General features: G+C 34.0%; 22 protein-coding genes. 11 read left to right on the plus strand and 11 right to left on the minus strand.

Translation table 11 applies throughout. The annotated features are described in order from the left end of the window. Positions 1 to 266: 266 nt before the first annotated feature. Positions 267 to 719 (plus strand): helix-turn-helix domain-containing protein, encoded by a 453-nt coding sequence (locus tag FLACOL7796_RS22090; protein WP_173972948.1) that lies wholly within the window; start codon positions 267 to 269, stop codon positions 717 to 719. An 82-nt stretch (positions 720 to 801) separates the two neighbouring features. Here FLACOL7796_RS22090 and FLACOL7796_RS22095 read toward each other — a convergent pair whose 3' ends face one another. Then, complete coding sequence (locus FLACOL7796_RS22095) at positions 802 to 1353, minus strand: 1-acyl-sn-glycerol-3-phosphate acyltransferase (protein WP_173972949.1); 552 nt, start codon at positions 1351 to 1353, stop codon at positions 802 to 804. A 65-nt stretch (positions 1354 to 1418) separates the two neighbouring features. On the opposite strand from FLACOL7796_RS22095, the gene FLACOL7796_RS22100 reads away from it, so the two are divergent. From FLACOL7796_RS22100 to FLACOL7796_RS22125, 6 genes are all read left to right on the plus strand, one after another. Further along, positions 1419 to 2090: a spermidine synthase gene (locus FLACOL7796_RS22100; protein ID WP_173972950.1), complete on the plus strand. Its 672-nt coding sequence runs from the start codon at positions 1419 to 1421 to the stop codon at positions 2088 to 2090. A gap of 5 nt (positions 2091 to 2095) precedes the next feature. Then, complete coding sequence (locus tag FLACOL7796_RS22105) at positions 2096 to 2773, plus strand: peptidoglycan DD-metalloendopeptidase family protein (protein WP_173972951.1); 678 nt, start codon at positions 2096 to 2098, stop codon at positions 2771 to 2773. A 6-nt stretch (positions 2774 to 2779) separates the two neighbouring features. Continuing rightward, complete coding sequence (locus FLACOL7796_RS22110; protein ID WP_173972952.1) at positions 2780 to 3256, plus strand: hypothetical protein; 477 nt, start codon at positions 2780 to 2782, stop codon at positions 3254 to 3256. Between the two features lie 9 nt (positions 3257 to 3265). After that, positions 3266 to 3790, plus strand: coding sequence for a hypothetical protein (locus FLACOL7796_RS22115; RefSeq protein ID WP_173972953.1), 525 nt, complete (start codon positions 3266 to 3268; stop codon positions 3788 to 3790). Positions 3791 to 3842: 52 nt separating this feature from the next. Then, complete coding sequence (locus FLACOL7796_RS22120; RefSeq protein WP_173972954.1) at positions 3843 to 4313, plus strand: nuclear transport factor 2 family protein; 471 nt, start codon at positions 3843 to 3845, stop codon at positions 4311 to 4313. Positions 4314 to 4444: 131 nt separating this feature from the next. Further along, positions 4445 to 6187 carry an APC family permease gene (locus tag FLACOL7796_RS22125; RefSeq protein WP_173972955.1) on the plus strand — a complete coding sequence of 581 codons (1743 nt, stop codon included), beginning with the start codon at positions 4445 to 4447 and terminating at the stop codon, positions 6185 to 6187. A gap of 532 nt (positions 6188 to 6719) precedes the next feature. Here FLACOL7796_RS22125 and FLACOL7796_RS22130 read toward each other — a convergent pair. After that, the gene (locus FLACOL7796_RS22130) at positions 6720 to 8207 is read right to left on the minus strand and encodes an aminotransferase class V-fold PLP-dependent enzyme (protein WP_173972956.1); all 1488 of its coding nucleotides are present in this window, start codon (positions 8205 to 8207) and stop codon (positions 6720 to 6722) included. Positions 8208 to 8386: 179 nt separating this feature from the next. Here FLACOL7796_RS22130 and msrA point away from each other — a divergent pair, with 179 nt between their 5' ends. Together msrA and FLACOL7796_RS22140 are read left to right on the plus strand one after the other, a co-directional pair. After that, complete coding sequence (gene msrA / locus FLACOL7796_RS22135) at positions 8387 to 8920, plus strand: peptide-methionine (S)-S-oxide reductase MsrA (protein WP_173972957.1); 534 nt, start codon at positions 8387 to 8389, stop codon at positions 8918 to 8920. Between the two features lie 122 nt (positions 8921 to 9042). After that, on the plus strand, positions 9043 to 10611 hold the full coding sequence (locus FLACOL7796_RS22140) for a protein adenylyltransferase SelO (RefSeq protein WP_173972958.1): 1569 nt from the start codon (positions 9043 to 9045) through the stop codon (positions 10609 to 10611). 97 nt (positions 10612 to 10708) lie between these two features. On the opposite strand, the gene FLACOL7796_RS22145 is transcribed toward FLACOL7796_RS22140, so the two are convergent. Together FLACOL7796_RS22145 and FLACOL7796_RS22150 are read right to left on the minus strand one after the other, a co-directional pair. After that, positions 10709 to 11677, minus strand: a complete 969-nt coding sequence (locus FLACOL7796_RS22145) for a YpdA family putative bacillithiol disulfide reductase (RefSeq protein ID WP_173972959.1) — start codon at positions 11675 to 11677, stop codon at positions 10709 to 10711. A gap of 4 nt (positions 11678 to 11681) precedes the next feature. Beyond that, positions 11682 to 12158 carry a CYTH domain-containing protein gene (locus FLACOL7796_RS22150; RefSeq protein ID WP_173972960.1) on the minus strand — a complete coding sequence of 159 codons (477 nt, stop codon included), beginning with the start codon at positions 12156 to 12158 and terminating at the stop codon, positions 11682 to 11684. 199 nt (positions 12159 to 12357) lie between these two features. Here FLACOL7796_RS22150 and FLACOL7796_RS22155 point away from each other — a divergent pair, with 199 nt between their 5' ends. Together FLACOL7796_RS22155 and FLACOL7796_RS22160 are read left to right on the plus strand one after the other, a co-directional pair. Beyond that, entirely contained in the window at positions 12358 to 13272 is a 915-nt protein-coding gene (locus FLACOL7796_RS22155) for an OmpA family protein (protein WP_173972961.1), read from the plus strand. Between the two features lie 20 nt (positions 13273 to 13292). Further along, on the plus strand, positions 13293 to 13841 hold the full coding sequence (locus tag FLACOL7796_RS22160; protein WP_173972962.1) for a hypothetical protein: 549 nt from the start codon (positions 13293 to 13295) through the stop codon (positions 13839 to 13841). A gap of 71 nt (positions 13842 to 13912) precedes the next feature. On the opposite strand, the gene FLACOL7796_RS22165 is transcribed toward FLACOL7796_RS22160, so the two are convergent. The 7 genes from FLACOL7796_RS22165 to FLACOL7796_RS22195 all read right to left on the minus strand — a co-directional run bounded on the left by FLACOL7796_RS22165 (position 13913) and on the right by FLACOL7796_RS22195 (position 21191). After that, positions 13913 to 14989, minus strand: coding sequence for an o-succinylbenzoate synthase (locus tag FLACOL7796_RS22165; RefSeq protein WP_173972963.1), 1077 nt, complete (start codon positions 14987 to 14989; stop codon positions 13913 to 13915). 94 nt (positions 14990 to 15083) lie between these two features. Further along, a complete protein-coding gene (locus tag FLACOL7796_RS22170) occupies positions 15084 to 16286 on the minus strand; it encodes a tetratricopeptide repeat protein (RefSeq protein WP_173972964.1) in 1203 nt (400 codons plus the stop codon). Between the two features lie 24 nt (positions 16287 to 16310). Beyond that, positions 16311 to 17762: a S41 family peptidase gene (locus FLACOL7796_RS22175; protein ID WP_173972965.1), complete on the minus strand. Its 1452-nt coding sequence runs from the start codon at positions 17760 to 17762 to the stop codon at positions 16311 to 16313. A 44-nt stretch (positions 17763 to 17806) separates the two neighbouring features. Further along, positions 17807 to 18316 (minus strand): DUF2199 domain-containing protein, encoded by a 510-nt coding sequence (locus tag FLACOL7796_RS22180; RefSeq protein WP_173972966.1) that lies wholly within the window; start codon positions 18314 to 18316, stop codon positions 17807 to 17809. Positions 18317 to 18519: 203 nt separating this feature from the next. Continuing rightward, entirely contained in the window at positions 18520 to 19197 is a 678-nt protein-coding gene (locus FLACOL7796_RS22185) for a metal-dependent hydrolase (RefSeq protein ID WP_173972967.1), read from the minus strand. 30 nt (positions 19198 to 19227) lie between these two features. After that, a complete protein-coding gene (gene menA, locus FLACOL7796_RS22190; protein WP_173972968.1) occupies positions 19228 to 20190 on the minus strand; it encodes a 1,4-dihydroxy-2-naphthoate octaprenyltransferase in 963 nt (320 codons plus the stop codon). A gap of 167 nt (positions 20191 to 20357) precedes the next feature. Further along, a complete protein-coding gene (locus FLACOL7796_RS22195) occupies positions 20358 to 21191 on the minus strand; it encodes a 1,4-dihydroxy-2-naphthoyl-CoA synthase (protein WP_035681238.1) in 834 nt (277 codons plus the stop codon). Between the last annotated feature and the right edge of the window lie 466 nt (positions 21192 to 21657).

The following is a 21657-nucleotide window of genomic DNA, read 5'->3' on the forward strand; positions in this document are numbered from 1 at the left end:
TGTAAATAGTAAAAAAGAATAATAATTTATAATTGTAAACAGGTTTTTAACGTTTATTGTCACTTAAGAAAGGATATGAGTTAACAAATGTTATCACTTTAAATAAATAAAAGTAAGTATCAATATTTCAGCTATTTAACTACAATCACCTAAAGCTTTAATTAGTATTAAACAACTACTTATATACGATTTACAACTGTAAAATTGCTTTATTAGTTTCTTTTAGTTACATTTGTAAACAACGGTTTTAAAAACAATAATTTACAATGGTAAACATCGATGATTTTGTAAAACGTCTTGAAATTATACTGGATTATTATGCCTTAAATGCTTCTTCTTTTGCAGATAAAATTGGCGTACAGCGTTCTAGTATGTCTCACCTACTTTCTGGCAGAAACAAACCAAGCTTGGATTTTGTCATGAAAATTATGGAGGTTTTTCCGGATGTTGACTTGTATTGGATTTTGAATGGAAAAGGAAGTTTTCCTAAAAATAATGAAGAAGTTTTAGAAACTGCAAAAACTCCTGATCCTATTATTTCAAATGAAAATTTAAATGGCGGAGATTTATTTTCTGCGATTCATTATAAAGAAGCTGAAAAAACAGAAATAAGAATTTCTCCAGAAATTAAAAATCAAAATTTAATCTCTGAAGAAGGTGAAATGGAGAAAATAGTTATCTTTTATAAAAACGGAACTTTCAAGGCCTATAATCCGTAATTTGAAAAATCGCATATTTCAAAAAAATTAAAAATAATTTTCGTTTAAGCGATTCTCACGTAACTTAAAAAATGTCGAAAATTTACAACTGAAAACCATTTTGAGGAATTTTTCCGACAACTCCTTTATAATGCTTTTTCAAAATAGATAAATCTGCTTCGTAATCTCCGGTTGGAAAAAATGCTTTACCAAATTTCACTTCCTTTTTACCCCAGTCAAAAGCAACGGGAACAATTGGCACATTTGCTTTAAGCGCGATATAATAAAATCCGCTTTTAATTTCTGTAACTCCTGCACGTGTACCTTCTGGAGCGACAGCCAGACGAAAAACTTCTTTTCTGTCGAATATAGCTGCGATCGATTCTACTTTGTTTAATCCGCCTGTACGATCTATAGGCTCTCCTCCTACGTTTCTGAAATAATAACCAAACGGAAATTTAAATAATTCCTTCTTTCCTACCCAGTTCATTTCCAATCCGGAAATACCGCGGGTAAAAATTCCTAAATAAAAATCATGATTACTTGTATGAGGCATAACCATCATCACACATTTTTTTACTTCCGCATTTTCAATCCCTACTATTTTCCAGCCCATTAGCTTAAAAAAGATGAATTTATATAACTGTCGTTTCATTAAAGTTTATTTTTCTTGCAAAATAAAAGATTTAAAGTGGTAAATTTGAGTAAAAGCATTTAAAAATGATTCAAAAATTATTCAGTTATATCATTCCAATAAAAATATTCAAGAAAAAATCAGAAAGAAGCAAAATTATCGAAGTTACCTGGGCAAACGGCGAATTGGTTCTGGATTCTGAAAACACCAATTATTCATACGGAAGTTTACAACGCATATTACGATACGGTCTTAGAAATATAGGTTACGATAAGATTCTTAAAATGGATCATATTCTTTTACTAGGAGTTGCCGGCGGGAGTGTTATTAAAACCTTAGTTGATGAGATAGAATATAAAGGTAAGGTTACGGGTGTCGAAATTGATTCGGAAATAATACAGATCGCAAATCAGTATTTTGATCTTGATAAAATAAAACAACTCGAAATTATAATTGATGATGCCTTTGAGTTTGTTTTAAAAACAAAAAACAAGTATGATCTCATAATTATTGATATTTTTGAAGATATCAAAATGCCCAACTTTTTATTTGAAAGCTTTTTTAGCGAACGCATTTGTTTTCTTTTAAAAAATAATGGTTTTGTTCTTTTCAATACCATGATACTGGATGAAGCCCATAATGTTCGCAATAGAAAATATATCTCAGAAATAGATTCCAACTTATATACTTCAAAAATGCTGCCCCGCATAGAAGTACATAATGAATTAATAATCATCGAAAAGTCGTTTAAATTTTAAACTTTATGAAACCTCTTACCTCTATCCTAAAAGCCTTACCACCTACTAAAGTAATTGATGCTACTATTCATGTTTCAAAATATATTCCGTTAGATTTATCTGTAACGAATCTTGAATTAATGGAGAAAAAACCCGAAAATGCCACTGAATTTGAAGCGTTTATTTCTAATTATCTTAAAAAAAACAATGCTGAAGTCGCATATGGAGGCTATATAGAAGGTCGTACCTTATACCAACGAAGTACGATTTTTAAAAATGATTCTATTCCAGAGCGCAATATTCATATTGGTCTCGATTTATGGACAAAAGAAGATACTGCAGTTCTCGCGCCGCTGCAAGGAAAAGTACACAGCTTTAAAAACAATATTGGTTTGGGCGATTACGGCCCAACAATTATTTTAGAGCACATCATCGAAAATGAAAAATTTTATACTTTATACGGACATTTATCGTTAGAAAGTATAGAAAACCTTAGTGTTGGGACAATTTTTAATAAAGGTCAAAAAATTGCAACTCTTGGAAACTCCAGTGTTAATGGCGATTACGCACCTCATTTACATTTTCAGATCATCAATAACATCGAAGAGTATAACGGAGATTATCCCGGAGTTTGCAATACAAATGATTTGAATTTTTATATAGAAAATTGTCCTGACCCCAACTTATTATTAAAAATTACTTAAATAGTTATGAAGAAAGCAGGATTGATTATATGTTTGTTGTTGTTAATTGGATGTAAATCGAAAACCATTAGTAGAGACACTGAAGATTTAAAGATTAAGAAAATTTCTGGTTCAGAAATCAATACCAATCAACAACAAAAAGCTTACGAATTAGGAAAACGAGTTTTAGAAACTTGTAATACATCAAAGTTTAAACCTTTTAATGACACAGAAGTTACAGCCTCGGTTAGGGAAAACACAACCGAAGAACGCTTAACCAAAACATGTCAGCGATTTAGACAATATTACGGAAGCTTTATAGATTTAAAATTAGATGGCGTTTACAAAACCAAACAAGAAGTGGTTTACCGCTATCACGCCTTATACACAAAAAAAGTAGCCAATAAAGAATTACGCGTTTTTGTAAATCAGGACAATTTGATTTCTGCCATAAAATCAATGGATTGGGATGAAAAATTTGACGCAAAACTAACCGAACAATAAAGTAAAATTATGAATTTAAAACTGCCTTTCTTTTTATTACTGTTAATTTCGACATTTGCAAACGCTCAGGAAACAATGAGTATCAAAGGATCTAAGCCTTATCCTGCAACAGAAAATTACACCTTTATTGTTGAAAAATATGTTTATACAGGTGAAGCAAATGTTCAGATTGCAAAAACAGAAAAAGGAGGCGTTTTAAAATTGACTATAAAAACCACCAACGATAAGACCAGAATTTCAGGAGGTTTATACGTTGATCTGGCCAATGCAGATGTAATACCTTGTGTAGATAAAAATGTGAATGAAAGTGCCGATGGTACAACATCAACCTACTACTATTTTACTCCGGCTGAAATGGCAAAACTAAAAAAGAATGATATCAAAGGTATTCGATTTATCATAAAAGGAGGTTCTGATGCTTTCGGCGATCAGACAGGCTATTTTACAGCCTCAAACAAAAAAGAGTATTTTTCTACCGCTTTCGATAAATCTAAAAAAACATTTGATACTGCTGCTGCAATTAGTGCTTTATAAATAAATTATTTAATCTAATAAATCTTATATTTATACTCTAATATATTACCCTATGAATGCTAACGAGGCCTTAATTACCAAATTTTATACTGCTTTTGCAAATGCTGATGCTAAAACAATGAGTGAATGTTACCATCCTAAAATTCATTTTATTGATCCTGCTTTTGGCTTACTAAAAGAAGATCAGGTCTCTAAAATGTGGGAAATGCTAATTTTAAAAAGCAAAGGTAATATCAAAATAGAATTTTCAGATATAAAAGCAGATGATTCTTCAGGTTCTGCAAAATGGGTTGCGACTTATAATTTTAGCAAAACCAATAGAAAAGTAATCAATACCATTACTGCCGAATTTGCTTTTCAGGACGGATTAATCATCAAACATACCGATAATTTTGATGTTTGGAAATGGTCAAAACAAGCTTTTGGTCCAATGGGTTATTTATTAGGATGGACAGGTTTTTTTCAGAAGAAAATTCAGGATCAGGCCTTATTATCACTTAGAAAGTTTCAGGAGTCTAAATAATTTCTACTGTTTAGAAATTCAAATTATACAAAACTAAAATTTACCTTTAGTTTATATTATCTGCCTTCAATTAATACTGCCTCTCTGTTTCCCTTTTTGTTGAGTTAATCGTGTTTTAATCCGGAATAACTATGAAAGAACTTGTACACAAAAAATTAAATCAATTACAGGCAACAGCAATTTGCGGAAACGACATTAGTTCATCTTGTTTATATGTTTCCGCGTTAACCATCTTATATGCTGGTCAGTATGCCTGGATTTCTTTATTAATTGTTGCTGTTGTTTTATTTCTGTTCAGAAAAATTTACGGAGAAGTTGTTGGGGCAATTCCTTTAAACGGAGGCGCTTACAATGTTTTACTAAATACATCAACCAAACGATTAGCTTCACTTGCCGCCACCTTAACCGTTTTGTCGTATATGGCAACAGCGGTAATTTCTGCATCAGAAGGCATGCATTATTTGCACGGAATCTTCGAAAGTTTAAACGTAACCATCGCCACAGTTGTAGTTTTGGTTTTATTTACCGGCTTGGCAATTTTAGGAATCGGCGAATCAGCATTCGTGGCCGTCATTATTTTTATAACCCATCTCGCAACTTTAACTTTGTTGGTTTTAGCGTCGCTTTGGTTTGTTTTAAACAATGGTCTCGAAACTTTTCATATCAACTGGGAAACGCCAATAGCGTACGGAAATATAAAAACCGCCCTTTTTCTCGGATTTTCAGCTGCCATGCTTGGAATTTCAGGTTTCGAAAGTTCAGCCAATTTTGTAGAAGAACAAGAACCGGGAGTTTTTCCAAAAACACTCCGTAATATGTGGGCAATCGTAAGTTTCTTCAATCCCGTAATTGCCATTTTATTAATCAGTATTATTCCGCTAACCGAAGTTGGTGCCAATAAAGAATCCCTTCTCGCCCATTTAGGACAAACCACCGGAGGCTCATGGTTGGCGTGGTTAATTTCGATCGATGCCGTTTTAGTTTTATGCGGAGCCGTATTAACTTCATTTGTAGGGGTTTCAGGATTGTTAAATCGAATGACGTTGGACCGAATTCTGCCAAATTATTTTCTCAAACAAAACTCAAGAGGTTCTCATTATCGTATCGTAATCAGCTTTTTAGTGCTTTGTATTTCAGTACTTTTTGCTACAAGCGGACATTTAGAATCCCTTGCCGGAGTTTATACTTTTTCCTTTCTGGCTGTAATGGCGTTATTCGGAATCGGGAATTTATTACTCAAATTCAAACGCAAAAAATTACCAAGACCTGAGCGCGCACGTGGTATTGCAGTAGTTCTGGCAGTTTCCTTTATCATTGCAGCCTTCATCGGAAACATGAAACTCAACATCAATTCTTTTTATACTTTTTTAAAATACATGGTTCCGTCGCTCATTTTCATCGGAATCATGCTGAACCGCGTCATATTAATCCGTTTGCTTATCGAAGCTTTAGAATATTTCTATCAGCCCTTGCGCAAAATGGTCATTCTCAGCAATCGTTATCTGCAAAAAATGAGCGCTGAAATCAATTCTCAGGAATTCGTGTTTTTCACCAAAGGCGATGATATTGCCATTCTAAACAAAGTTTTGCAATACGTTCAGGGCAACGAAACTACTAATAAACTTAAGATTGTATACGTAACAAATAACACTTCAAAAAACGAAGCCTTAATAAAAGATCTTGAAGTTCTCGATCGCGCTTATGACGAAATAGATCTTGAATACCTTGAAATACAAGGCTTTTTTGGCCCTGAAATCATCGATGAACTCTCTAAAAAATGGAAAATCCCAAAAAACTTCATGTTCATTGGTTCTCCCGGAAATAAATTTTCCTATAGAGTTTCAGACCTTGGCGGAGTTCGTTTAATTATGTAGCAGATTTTTCAGGAGCAGAAAATTCAGTTTTTTTTCAGAAGCCATAGTCCCGCTTTCGCCTTTATCTTTGTTCGTTCCTCTCAAAGGATATCGGCTCTATCGGGGCTAGATTAGAAATATATCATTCATAATCCCCTACTAATTTCTAAAATTTTGGTTGAATAATTTAACCGCAAAGCACGCAAAGTTTTTTATTATCCTTTTTATAAACCGCAAAGTTCGCAAAGCTTTACCTCAATTAAAATTCGTGATAATTTGTGAAATTCGCGGCTAAAAGAATTAACCGCAATGCACACAAAGTTTTTTTATTATTCTTTCTACAAACCACAAAGTTCACAAAGCTTTATCCCAATTAAAAATTCGTGATAATTTGTGAAATTCGTGGCTAAAAAAAACAAAAAGTTCGCAAAGCTGTGTATTGAAACAGCTTTGCGAACTTCCTATTCTTAAATAAATTAAAGTAAATAATCTTAGCGCCCTTTGCGTAAACCTTTGCGAACTTTGCGGTTAAATCAACATTAACAATAAAAAATTAAGTTCTAAACCACCCAGCAACCAATTCATCCTCAAATGAATTCGCGTCTTTATGAACAAACTCATTGGTGTTTTTGTTATAAGAATAATCCAAAGCCCAGTTTTTATGATGCTCCGCTAAATTCTTAATACTTTCACAAACAAAAGCAATTTCTTCATCGGTCGTTGTGGGGTGAATCGACATTCTAATCCATCCCGGTTTTTTGATCAAATCACCAATCGTGATTTCGTTGACCAGTTTATTCGAAGTTTCCTGATCTACATGTAGTAAAAAGTGACCGTACGTTCCCGCACAGCTGCAACCACCCCTAGTCTGGATTCCGAATTTATCGTTTAATAATTTAACCCCTAAATTGAAATGAAGATCTTCGATAAAAAATGAAATAACCCCCAAACGATTTTGGTGCTGACCAGCCAGAATTTTAATATTCGAAACTGGATTTAGAGCTTCAAAAACATAATCAACAATTTCGTGCTCGCGTTGCAGAATATTCTCAATTCCCATTTCTTCTTTAAGCTCAATCGCTAAAGCGGTTTTAATAACCTGAAGAAAACCTGGAGTTCCGCCATCTTCGCGATCTTCTATATTATCGATATATTTATGTTCTCCCCAAGGATTTGTCCAGCTTACAGTTCCTCCACCCGGACAATCGGGGATCATATTATTGTATAATTTTTTATTAAAAATCAAAACACCAGAAGTTCCTGGGCCACCTAAAAATTTATGTGGCGAAAAGAAAATGGCATCAAGATACGCTTCTGGATCTTCAGGATGCATATCAATAGCGACATAAGGTCCTGAACAAGCGAAATCTACAAAACAAACACCGTGATGCTGGTGCATTAATTTGGCTGCTTCATGAAAAGGAGTTTTTAAACCCGTAACATTCGAGCATGAAGTGATCGAAGCGATTTTTATCGTTCTGTCGGCATATTTTTCTAATAACAAAGCCAGATTATCCAGGCAAAAAAGACCTTTTTCGCAAGATGGAATAATTTCTACATCGGCAATTGTCTCTAGCCATGAAGTTTGATTAGAATGATGTTCCATATGCGAAATAAAGACAATTGGTCTTTTTTCTGCCGGAACGGTAATATAATCCTTTAGATTCTCAGGGACTTTAAGTCCTAAAATACGCTGAAATTTATTGACAACACCCGTCATTCCAGTTCCATCCGTAATCAAAACATCATCTTTGCTTGCATTGGTATGACGCTTAATGATGTTTCTGGCATGATGATATGCTTTTGTCATGGCAGTACCTGACACAGTAGTTTCTGTATGGGTATTCGCTACAAAAGGCCCGAAATCATTAAGAAGTTTCTCTTCAATTGGGCGATACAACCTTCCACTGGCAGTCCAATCAGTATAAATAATCTTTTTTTTCCCGTAAGGAGACGTAAAATCCTGATCAATTCCAACAATATGCTTTCTAAAATCCTGAAAATAGGTTTCTAAAGTGATGGTATTATTTTTGCTATTCATTAGTGTGCCTGAGTTTGATTGCAAATATATCGCTTTTTTATAAAATTGCGAATTTATCAATTGTAAACTTCAAACATTCAATAACCGTTTAGTATATTTAATTAAAACATTGTTTTATTAGTAATTTATCATAATATTCTATCGGATTAATAGGGTAAGTAAAACTAAACAACACTTTTATGAACAGTTTGTCGTTAGCTACTTTTGGTGGCGGATGTTTTTGGTGTATTGAAGCTGTAATTCAGCGTTTAAACGGAGTAGAATCATTAAAATCAGGATTTGCAGGAGGTTTTATAAAGAATCCGCCCTATCGGGAAGTTTGTACGGGTAGAACCGGTCATGCCGAAGTAATACAAGTAGCTTTTAATCCTGACATAATTTCATATCATGACTTACTCTTTATATTTATGACCAGTCATGATCCTACGACCTTAAACCGTCAAGGGGGAGATACCGGAACACAATACCGTTCTATTGTTTTATATCATGACCAGGAACAAAAAGCAATTGCAGAAGACGTTTTTAAAGAAGTAAAAACATTCTACGAAGATCCAATTGTAACGGAACTAGCAGAATATAAAGCCTTTTATGAAGCCGAAGAAGAGCATCAAAATTATTACAATAACAATCAGGACGCGCGCTACTGCCAAATCGTAATTGATCCGAAAGTAGAAAAATTAAAAAAAATGTACTCAGATAAACTGGTACTCTAAATAAGCTATGCTGCAGATTAAAAGGATGAGAATGGTTTTCCTTACTTACTTATAAATCTCCCTGAGATTTAAAAAGAATCATTTTAATCTCAATAATCTGTAGCAAAATATAAATTCCAAAAATGAAAAATTTAAAAATAAATAATCGATTTACTGCTGAATTACCTGCAGATCCTAACGAAACAAATGAAATTCGTCAGGTCTCTAATGCTGTTTTCTCTTATGTAAATCCAACAAAACCATCAAATCCTAAACTAATTCATGCTTCTAAAGAAGTAGCGGAACTGGTTGGTATTTCGCCTGAAGAAATTCAATCTGAATCGTTTTTGAATGCCTTTTCGGGAAAAGAAATTCTTCCTGAAACCCGTCCGTTTGCCATGTGTTATGCAGGGCATCAGTTTGGAAATTGGGCTGGGCAATTAGGAGATGGTCGCGCTATCAATTTAACGGAAGTTGAAAATAACAACGAATTTTTCACGCTTCAGTTAAAAGGCGCCGGAAAAACCCCCTACTCAAGAACTGCTGATGGTTTGGCAGTTTTGCGCTCTTCAGTAAGAGAATATTTATGTGCCGAAGCAATGTATCATCTGGGAGTTCCTACTACCCGATCGCTTTCGCTGATGTTGTCTGGAGATCAGGTTTTAAGGGATATTTTATACAACGGAAATCCAGCTTACGAAAAAGGCGCGATTGTTTGCCGTGTTGCGCCATCGTTTATTCGTTTTGGAAGTTTTGAAATGCTGACAGCCCGAAATGAACTCAAAAATCTTAAACAATTTGTAGAGTATAACATCAAACATTATTTCCCTGAAATAAAAGGCGAACCCAAAGAACAGTATTTACAATTCTTTCAGACAGTTGCAGATAAAACACGCGAAATGATTTTGCATTGGCAACGTGTAGGTTTTGTGCACGGTGTAATGAACACTGATAATATGTCTATTCATGGTATTACGATCGATTACGGCCCTTATGGCTGGTTAGAAAATTACGATCCGGACTGGACACCTAATACTACCGATAGTCAAAACAGAAGGTATCGTTTTGGCAATCAGCCGCAAATTGCACAATGGAATTTGTACCAACTAGCAAATGCGCTTTATCCGTTAATAAACGAAGCTGAACCTTTAGAAAAAATATTAGAATCATTTATAAACGATTACGAATCTGATTACAAAACAATGTTTTTAAGTAAATTAGGGTTATTTACTTCAACTGAAAGTGACAGTGAATTAATAACCGCTTTAGAAACTGTTTTACAATTATCTGAAACCGATATGACGATCTTTTTTAGAAATTTAAGTCAAATTCTAAAATCAGATTCTGCTGAAAATGCTATTGAGAAAATAAAAGATTCGTTCTATAAACCGAAAGAAATTTCAGGAACAATTTTAGAATCCTGGACAAAATGGTTTACTGTTTATATCGAAAGATTAAATGCTGAAGCATTATCAGATGAAGTTCGTTCAGAAAAAATGAATCGCATAAATCCTAAATATGTTTTGAGAAATTATATGTCTCAATTGGCCATTGATGCTGCCGATAAGGAAGATTATTCGCTAATTGACGAATTGTATACCTTACTGCAAAAGCCTTACGACGAACAACCTGAATATCAAAAATGGTTCGCAAAACGTCCGGACTGGGCAAGATCTAAAGTAGGTTGCTCTATGCTTTCTTGTAGTTCTTAATTTTTTTGGCCACTAATTTCACATCTGACAATCATTTTTAATCTTCACGTTAGAGATTAATTCGTGAAAATTTGTGAAATTAGTGGCTAACTTTTTTTTATTTAGAAGTAATATAATCCACAATCATATTAGCGTGAATACGCGAATTTTCGATAAACCATTTGTACGTTTGCATTCCGCCGCAAACTACGCCTGCCAAAAACAAACCTTCAACATTGGTTTCCATTGTTTCAGGATTATAATTTGGCGTTTTTAATTCATCATCAGATAATTGAATCCCCACTTTCTCCAGAAAAGTCAAATCTGGTTTGTAACCCGTTAATGCCAATACAAAGTCATTTTCTATAACGACTTTTCCGTTTGGAGTTTCAATTGTTACTTCATTTGCTGCAATTTCAGTAATATTAGATTCAAAATAAGCTTTAATGCTTCCTTCGGCGATGCGGTTTTCGATATCAGGTTTTACCCAATATTTTACACGATTGTTAATTTCGTTTTTACGAATAACCATCGTAACATTTGCTCCTTTTCTCCAACATTCTAAAGCAGCGTCAACAGATGAATTATTGGCACCAACTACTAGTACATTTCTAAAAACATATTCGTGAGCTTCTTTATAATAATGACGAACTTTAGGCAATTCTTCTCCTTTTACGTTCATTTCAATCGGAATATCATAAAAACCGGTTGCTATGATTACATTCTTAGCTTCATACGAAGATTTATCAGTCGTAATTTTAAAAGATTTGTTGTCTAATTTTAAAACCTGATTTACTTTTTCAAATAAATGAATCGAGAATTTAAAATAACGGTGGATATTTCTATAGTATTCTAAAGCTTCCTGACGACCAGGCTTTGGAGCCAGACAATTAAACGGAATATCGCCAATTTCAAGTCTTTCTGCTGTTGAGAAAAAAGTCATATACAACGGATAATTGAAAATGCTGTTTACAATGGCTCCTTTCTCAATAATTAAGTAATGTAAATTTTTCTTTTGAGCTTCAATGGCGCAGGCAAGTCCTATTGGTCCTCCTCCAACGATAATCAAATCATATTGTTCTGTCATAACTTTATTGCTTTTCCCAGCTTTTAAAAGGATTTTTACTCAAATAAGCATTGTAGTATCTTTTATCATTAGTTACTTCTTCGCCCAGCCAATCTGGCTTTTCAAATGCTTCTGTTTCAGATTCAAGCTCGATTTCTGCCATTACCAAACCTTCATTTTCTCCGTAAAATTCATCAATTTCAAAAACGTGTTTTCCTGATTGTACTTCAAAACGAGTTTTCTCAATTTTCCCTTTTTCGCATAATTTAAGTAATTCCAGCGCTTCATCAACCGGAATTTCATTTTCCCATTCAAAACGGGACATACCTCCATGCTGACCAATTCCTTTTATGGTAATAAAGCCTTTATTTCCTTTTATTCTAACGCGAACGGTTCTCTCAGGAATCGAACTCAAGTATCCCTGGGCAATTTTATTTTGGGTAAAAGCCTGTTCTTTATAATCATCCGATTTTACAAGAAACTTTCTTTCTATCTCGACCATTTTTATTGTCTAAATTTAATTTTTATGCAAGTTACTCAATTTAATTCAGTCTTAAAATTGAGATTCAGGAATCTGTGACAGTTTATCGAAGTTTTATAATGCTCTCAAAATTAAGTATATAACTTTAAAATAACTGATTATTAATACATTATGTATCTATTTTTTTGTTAAATTTGATTGAATCTTAATTTCATCACTTATGTCTAAAAAAGCACTTTATCTATTAGGCATTGCAATAACAATCATTCTAGGTACCTATTTGTATGTAGAATTCTGTTGCAATTGCGCTATTAAAACACCAGCGGCAGATACTGAAAAAGTATCCGTAGTTGTGGCTGAGGAGACTATTTTCGTCCCTTTTATTCTAAATGGTTCAGGAATTGATTATCATACCAATGATAATATCAAGTTCCTTAAAAACAGTTTTGCAGTAGTCCTGCCTGTTAGTGATTCTGTAGCAGTTGGAATCGAAAATCTTAAAACATTTTTGATTGCAAATCCTAAACAAAAAATAACAATTACGGGTTATGCTACTTCTGATGAGACAAATTCTTCAACTTTTGAAAATCTGGGGCTTGCAAGGGCAAATGATATTAAAAAGTATTTTGTTTCGAAAGGATTATCCGGTTCTCAATTTGATACAAAAGGAGAAATAGTAGATAAATGGAAAACAAGTAAGGATACGTTATTAGGGCCTGCTGAATATAAATTTGAAACTCCGGAAGCTGCTCCTGCTGTTACTACTGACGAGTGGGTTATTCTTAAGGACAAAATTAATGGTGATCCGCTAATTCTGCATTTCAGTACCAACAAATCAAGTAACCAATTATCCGAAGCTGAGAAACAAAAAGTGGCTGATTTGGTTAAATATATGAACCACGTAAAAGACGCGGTGATTTTGGCCGTAGGTCATAGTGATAATGTTGGAAATCGTGATTCTAATGTTGTACTTGGGCAAAAACGTGCTGAATTTTCTAAAAACTATCTGTCTAAGAAAGGAATCGATGGCAGCCGTATTACAACCGACACAAAAGGACCTGATGAGCCTATTGGAGAAAATGCAACGGCGGAAGGAAAAGCAAACAACAGAAGAACTGTAATTACAATCAAATAATTAATCAAAAATATACTATTATGAATATACCATGTATCTTAATACCGGCGCTAGTGGGATTAATCTGTGGAATTTTGGGTTATTTACTAGGAAAAATGAATTCAAAAGGAGACGATTCACTTGCATTGTCATTACAAGCTGATCTGGATGCCTGTAAAGCAAATACCCGAAATTTAAATGCTAAAATTTCTTCTTTAGAAGCCGATTTAGCATCAAAAGCAACTATTTCTTCTCAACAATCATTTACTGCCCCTGCAGCTCCTGCATTATTATTTGATGCGGCATTGGCTACAACAGTTTACGGTAAAAAAATAAAAGAAAATGATTTGAAAATTGTAGAAGGAATCGGACCAAAAATCGAAGCTTTGTTTAATGCTGCAGGAATCACAACATGGCGTGAACTCTCAGAAACTTCAACAGAGAAATTGCAATCTATTCTTGATGCCGGCGGTGAAAATTACGCCATTCACAATCCAAGTACGTGGGCTAGACAAGCTCTACTGGCGTATCAGGGAAAATGGCAGGAATTAAAAGACTGGCAAGAAGGTTTACTTGGAGGAAAAGAATAAAAAGTTTCAAAGACTTAAAGGTACAAAGTTGCAAAGGTTTAAAACTTTGTAATTCTGTACCTTTTTTATTATCAAACCTCTGAACCTTTGTTGCTCTGTACCTTTGAACCTCCTAAAAAAAAAGATTCCCATTTTTTAGCTGTATTGTACCATAATTGTCCTTGCGAAACTTCAAGCGGGCAATCGATATTATTAGCATAAAGTGCTCCGGTTCCTAAACCTTGCGGCATTTTTGAATCCTGAATAAATGTCCATTGCGAAATGGCATTAAGACCGATATTACTTTCTAATGCAGATGTAATCCACCAGCCAATATCGTATTTGTTGGCCAAATCAATCCATTCTTTTGTTCCTCTGAAACCTCCTATAAAACTTGGTTTAAGGATAATGTATTGTGGTTTGATTTCCTGCAATAATTTTTCTTTTTCTTCGAATGAAAAAATACCAATTAATTCTTCGTCTAATGCGATAGGAAACGGAGTTGTTTTGCACAAATCTGCCATTGCCGGAGTGTTTCCTTTCTTAATAGGCTGCTCAATACTATGAAGCTGAAATTGATTCAATTGATTGAGTTTATCTAAAGCTTCGTTTAAAGCGAAAGCACCATTAGCATCAACCCGAATTTCGATTTGATCTGCCGAAAAATGATTGCGAATAAAGCCTAATAATTCTAATTCTTTTTGAAAATCTATAGCGCCAATTTTGAGTTTGATACAATTAAATCCATCGGCTAATTTTTCTTCTATTTGTTGTTTCATATATGAAGCTTCGCCCATCCAAACCAATCCGTTTATTACAATCGATTTAGTATTTCGGGTAAAATCAGAAGGAAACAAAACATACGGATTTTCGCTTTTAAGTGATAAAAAAACCATTTCAATCCCAAATTGTATCGAAGGGAATTCTAACAAAGCTTCCCATAATGCTGTTTCGCCTAAATGAATATTCTGGCAAGCCCAATTGAGTTTTTCTTCATAATCATCACGATCATCTGCACTCAAGCCACGTAATATTCCGCACTCTCCTATTCCTTTTTTACCATTTTCTTCAAGAATGATAAACCAGGTTTCTTTCTCGGTCATAACGCCTCTGGATGTCCCGGAAGGTCGTTTGAACTCTAGCATGTATTTTTGGTAAGTAGCTTTCATTTTTTTTAGGTACTAAGGCGCTAAGGTGCTGAGATATTGAAAAACTTAGAAACTAAAAAACTCAGTACCTTAGTATCTCAGCACCTTAGCACCTCTAATTATATAATTTCAAAACTCTTTCAAAGTCTTTTGATGGTAATCCTGCTTTCTCGAAAATGGCAAAATCTTGTTTCGTTTTTTCTTTCCAGCTTAAACTATCGGTAACGTTTTGAGTTTGGTATTTTTTATAAATTGCTTTTGCTTCGCTGTAATCATCGCTGACCAAATAAACATGAGCAAGATTTAATTTTACCAGTAATTCTGTGTCGTCTAATTTTTCGCCTTCTTTTAGGAATTTAATCGCTTTTGCATATTGCTTAGTCAAAATGTAGCAATAACCAATGGAACCATAATCGATTGCGGTTGCTTTTCCGTCGTTGATGATGGTATTTAGTTTTTGAATTGCTTCATTGTATTTTTGCAATTTTATTAAAGTCGAGGCCTGGGTTCTCAAATCGTTATAAACGTTTTTAGAAATGTCAGCATCTTTATAACAGCTGTTTCCAAAGTCTTTGTAGACTTTGTTTTTCTCGATTGGCAATAATTTCTGAAACTCTGTGTAACGGTATTGTTTCATTATTTTCTCGAGAATACAAACGCAAAAATCATCAGAATTGGCCATTTTTTGTGCCATTGTAGATGTTTTACAAAGACTGATAATTTCGTTTTTGTTTTCCTGATTCCATCCGCGATTTAATTTTGAATCAACCCACGGCACCACTTCCAGTACAATTTTCTGGTTTAAAAGCCAGTTTTTACTATGAAAACCAAACCATAAGGTATTAATGTTTTGTCCTAAACAAGAAGATTTATCAAGCGATAATCGTTTAGCATCTTTACTTAAAGGTTCTTCCTGAGCGTAACAAGCTTTGTCTGTCTTACCATCAGAAATGTATTTTTTTGCATTTTCGTTTGATGTAAAAAGCGCATAAGAACACGTATCATCTCCTGAAATTTTAGACATTAAAAAAACTGCTCCGGCTGAACCCTGAGAAATTCCTGTTGGATCCGGGATAGATTTTAATACCGAAACCAAACTGTTTGTCATTTCCTGATTTTCGTCTAAAAGCGTAATTCTATAAACGATTTCTGTGGTTCCAACTGGCAGATCTTCTGTTTTAAGCACGATTCGGTCTCGTGCCGCCACTATAATTTCTTTTGTTGTAGCACGTTCCTTGTCCCAATAGCCATCTTTTTGAGCAAAAGTGTGGCAAGAAACTGTAATTAAAATAAATAAAATTATTTTTCTAAAATTCATGTTACGATTTTTTAAATCATTTATTTAGTTCGCATTCAATATTTTTTCTGTAAATCTAACCCAATCATATTCAGGAATGCTTTTATCAAGATAATAATCCGGCTGAATTCCTTTACCATCAATTTGCATGCCCGGAATTCTAAAACTTTTTGATAATGAATAACCTAACTTTAAATCTTTGCAAGGCGAATCAACAAAATGCATGTTCGAAATATCTAAAACGCCTTCGGTTGTTGTTCCAAAAAATTTCACTTTTTTGCTTTGTTTTGCCAGTAGCAAAAACTCTTCGGTCGTACTTGCATTATTTTCGTTTATAATGATTCCAATATTTTTTGGATTGCTATAAACGGCATCTAATTTACTTTCCTGAACTATCGCATCGTTAAGACTAACAAATTTACCTATATTCAAATTTAATTTTTCTAATCCTTTTCTTGCCCATTCTTTATCTTCAGCTGACCAATCCGGATTTGCCATGAATTCTTCCATTCTTTTATTGTTCTGAACTGTAGACAAATATTCTGTACCAATGGTTCTGATTGGGTTTGTGTATAAATAAGGAATTATTTCCTGAAAACTGGCATCAGCTCCTCCTCCATTATTTCTTAAATCGATGATTAGATTTTCTTTTGACAGGATTAATGCTTTATTTGCCGCCAGTACACTATCGATGGCTTTTTTGTTTGAATAATCAAATGAAGGGATTCGCAATAAAATGGTTTTACCTGATATTTCTTTAATGAATGGATTTTCAGCTGTTAATGATTCTATATAACTATCTATTTCAGGTGTATTTCCCGGATTTACAGGAAATTTTCTTTGTAAGGAAACAAATCCAATCTTTAAAAAGTTATTTCCGACAAGTTTGACTTCTTTGAAATTTCTGCTAGAATAGTCACCGAAAAAGAATACCGCGCTATAAGTTTTATCAGGGCTTTCTTTTATTTTAAATTTTACCTGATATTGTTTCCATTTCGTGTTTTTAGCCTCTAGAATGTAGCCAATATATTCATTGTTTTTTTTTGTAACACCAATAGTATACGGGCCTGTTGTCCAGATACCTTCAAGACTTGGCTGCGCAATATTTGCCAGGCTGCTTTTTAATTGTTCTTCACTTATTTCGAGTTCGTCCCACTCTTTTTCTGGTGCAGTATTTTTTTGAGCGGCTGATTTGTTTGCCGCATCCTGATTTATAGATAAGGATAAATGTTCCGGTCGAAAAAATAACATCCAGTCAAAAAGGACGTCTCTGCAAGTGTTTAAATCTTTTATTTTTTTGACTTTTTTGCTAAAAAGATTGTTATGATCTTCATATGTGGTGGTTCCTTTTTTGTCTATAACGAATTGAAAGCCTGCATCATTTTCTTCGAAATTTTTCTTTAACCAGTTAAAATTGTCCTGACAAGAACATTTTTGGGCAAATGAGTTGCATGAAACAACAAGGAAAAGCAAAATAAGCCGTTTTTTTAGATTCATTTTTTTTAGTTTGATTGTTCGATTTGATTTGATGATGATGATTGTTATAGTATTGCGCGAATCCTCTTTTCGGCTTCTTCTTTTGTAATTCCGTTATAGAAATCTTTTACAAAAGGGTGATCGAAATCTTTATGAGGAAAAATTGCCGGGCGATTATTTCCGGTTTGAGTCACTACTGTTGTGGGAATACTTTTTGAAAATTCGTATTGGGGAATATAGTTGCAAAGCCATCCAAAATATTCGGTTTCGTGATTTTCGTTCTCGAAGTTTTCCAGATAGTCATTAAAACTTGTTTCGCTTAATGAAACCCAGAAACCGTATTCAAGATCTTCGCAATGATCATTTACTTTTTGAATTAAAATAACTCTTGCAAATCGGTCTATATGATCATCTGAATGTTTGATTACGCAGAAATCTTGATCGATAACTGCGATTTCTTCTTTTTCCTGAGGTGAAAGATTGTGGTAACTATTTGGTGCATTGTAGGTTATTGCAGGCCAGCTTTCGTGCTCTTTGCCGCAACAATCGCAAATAAATGTAATGGTGTCGTTCATATAAATTTCTTATGAATACTAAAATCCTAGCCCCGATAGAGGCGGTATCCTTTTTTGAGAAGATTTTTCATCTTCTCAAAAAAGATATAGCCGAAAGCGGGAAATAGCTCCTTAATAAATTTCAAATTCTAAAAATTCCAAATATAATTTTGAAAATTTGAGATTGGATATATTATAAAAGCTATGATCCAGTTTTCTGTACATTATAATTCTATTGATTCTCCAATTTCGAGAAGCATTAAATCTTTTCCTTTATCGAAAAATTTACGAATAGCTTCTTCATGATTGATTTCGATATAACCAAAAGTATCAAAATGATAGCCCAGAATCTTATCGCACTCGATGAAATCTGAAGCGATAATAGCATCTTCAACATCCATCGTGAAATTGTTTCCGATTGGAAGAATGGCTAAATCCAGTTCTGTACGCAACGGAATAAGTTTCATATCGTATGTAAGGGCTGTATCGCCGGCAATGTAGATGTTTTTGTGCTCGCTTTCGATCACAAAACCTCCTGGATTTCCTCCGTAACTTCCGTCAGGAAAAGAACTTGAGTGAATTGCGTTTACATATCTTACTTTTCCGAAATCGAATTGCCAGCTTCCGCCGTGATTCATTGGGTGGGCTTTGATTTCTCTTTGTGCGTAGTAACTTGCGATTTCAGCATTCGAAACTATGGTAGCATCAGTGCGTTTTGCAATGGCTTCTGCATCAAGAATATGATCGCCATGTGCGTGTGTAAGCAGGATATAATCTGCTTTTAGGGTGTTTATGTCAATTGCCGAAGCTTTTGGATTTCCTGTAATAAAAGGATCAACAAGAATGTGTTTTCCCCCAACTTCAATGCCTAAAGAGGCGTGTCCGAAATATGTGATTTTCATTTTGTTTGAATTTTAAAGTTGAACTTTATTTTATCTTCCGCCTAAGAAAAGGTTCACAATAATGTCTGAAATCAAAGAAATCATACAAACTGTTAGTAATATTGAAAGTAAGAATGTACTTAATGCCAGTTTTTTTAATTCAGGATCTAACAGCTTAGGGTTTTGGTTTTTATAAACGGTAATTAAATGTTTGGTTAAAGGGATGTAAGCCAGTAAAAACAGATATTGATCGAAGTTGTAATCGCTTAAAATGGCGAAAATAACCACACAAAGCATTGAAGTAATAATCAATGAAAAGTGATAAATTTTGGCTTTCGCTCCTCCTATTTGAACTACGATGGTGTTTTTTCCTGATTTTCGGTCAGATTCTTCATCGCGCATGTTATTCAGGTTTAAAACTCCCACGCTTAGCAAACCAATGGCAATTGCCGGAAGAATTAAAAGCGGATCGATTTCTTTAGAATATAAAAAGTTAACACCTAAAGTACTTACCAAACCGAAGAATATAAACACAAATACGTCTCCAAATCCTTTATATCCGTAAGCTGAATTACCAACTGTATAACGAATTGCCGAAACAATTGCAGCGATTCCTAACAGTAAAAAGAAAATTGAATATCCGAAATTGCTTTCGCCAAAAGCAAAATAAATTAGGATAATAGCAGATAATAATGTTAGTACAGAAGTAATTATTATTGCTTTTTTCATGGCTTGAGGAGTGATAATACCACTCTGAATAGCACGTTTTGGCCCTACTCTGTCATCATTATCGGTTCCTTTTACTCCGTCTCCGTAATCATTGGCAAAATTGGACAGAACCTGTAATCCTAAAGTTGTTAAGAGTGCAAAACCAAAAATTTTCCAACTGAATACTTCTGTTGGTGTATCGATTGTAGATGTTGGATTTGAAAGCGCGTAAATACTTCCAACTATAATTCCGGAAACTGATAAAGGCAATGTGCGCAATCGTGCGGCTTCAATCCAATGTTTCATGTTTTTATTTTAGATTTTAAAATTTAGATTTTAGATTGTTGGATTTTTTTATTTTAAAAATCTAAAATCTGTAATCTAAATAAATATTATTTTTTTTTGCTCTAGAGTTGAGATGCCAGTTTCAGATTAAAAAAAATCTAAAATCTAACAATCTAAAATCTAAAATATTAAGGAAGCCATTTATTTTCTCCAAAGTTTGGTTTTCTTTTTTCTAAGAATGCGTTTCTTCCTTCTTTAGCTTCTTCGGTCATGTAAGCCAGACGAGTTGCTTCTCCGGCAAAAACTTGCTGCCCCACCATTCCGTCGTCTGTAAGGTTCATGGCAAATTTTAGCATTTTGATTGAAGTTGGAGATTTTTGAAGGATTTCCTGAGCCCATTCGTAAGCTGTGTCTTCTAACTCATCATGAGGAATTACGGCATTTACCATTCCCATGTCCATCGCTTCCTGAGCTGAATAATTTCTTCCTAAAAAGAAAATCTCACGCGCTTTTTTCTGACCTACCATTTTAGCCAAGTAAGCAGATCCGTAACCTCCGTCGAAACTGGTTACATCAGCGTCTGTTTGTTTAAAAATAGCGTGTTCTTTACTTGCCAAAGTCATATCGCAAACTACGTGCAAACTGTGTCCGCCTCCAACTGCCCAGCCCGGAACAACTGCAATTACTACTTTTGGCATAAAACGAATTAAACGCTGAACTTCAAGAATATTCAAACGATGTTGACCGTCTTCACCCACGTAACCCTGATGTCCGCGTGCGTTTTGATCTCCTCCGCTGCAAAAAGAATAAACACCATCTTTTGTTGATGGTCCTTCTGCAGAAAGTAAAACTACTCCGATTGAAGTATCTTCTTGTGCGTCGTAAAAAGCCTGGTATAATTCTGAAGTTGTTTTAGGACGAAAAGCGTTTCTAACATTAGGTCTGTTAAAGGCGATTCTTGCAACTCCGTTACATTTTTTATAAGTTATATCTTCAAATTCTCTGGCAGTAATCCAATCCATTTCTATTTGTTTTATTTTTAATAATTATAGTGTAAAAATAAACCATTTTTACATTTTTACCTACTCTATTTGCTTTAAGTCTGTACGAAAATTAATTTCAATGTTAACAATTGCCGGTCTCATATAAAAAATAACATTTTTTAACATTAGTTTCAGAAAATAATAAGTAATTTTACACCCTAGAAATCAATGAGATACATTTTTATTTCATCGATTTGGGATTGATTTTCTTTCACTGATTTATTAACCTAAAAAATGATTTTTTTGAGAAAATTTAAAAAATTTGTCGCTCATTTTTTTATGGTTTTAAATAGTAAACCCGTAAATAATGGGCAAATGATTTACTCATTTATCGAAACTTCGAAAAGGAGATAGTAACACCTAAGGTTAAAGGCTAGAATTGTTTAGTAATTAGTATAAATTGATTACGAAAAGAGGAAAAAATGCTAACTGAAACTTTCTATAC

Source organism: Flavobacterium bizetiae (genome assembly GCF_902804475.1).
Taxonomy (GTDB): Bacteria; Bacteroidota; Bacteroidia; order Flavobacteriales; family Flavobacteriaceae; genus Flavobacterium; species Flavobacterium bizetiae.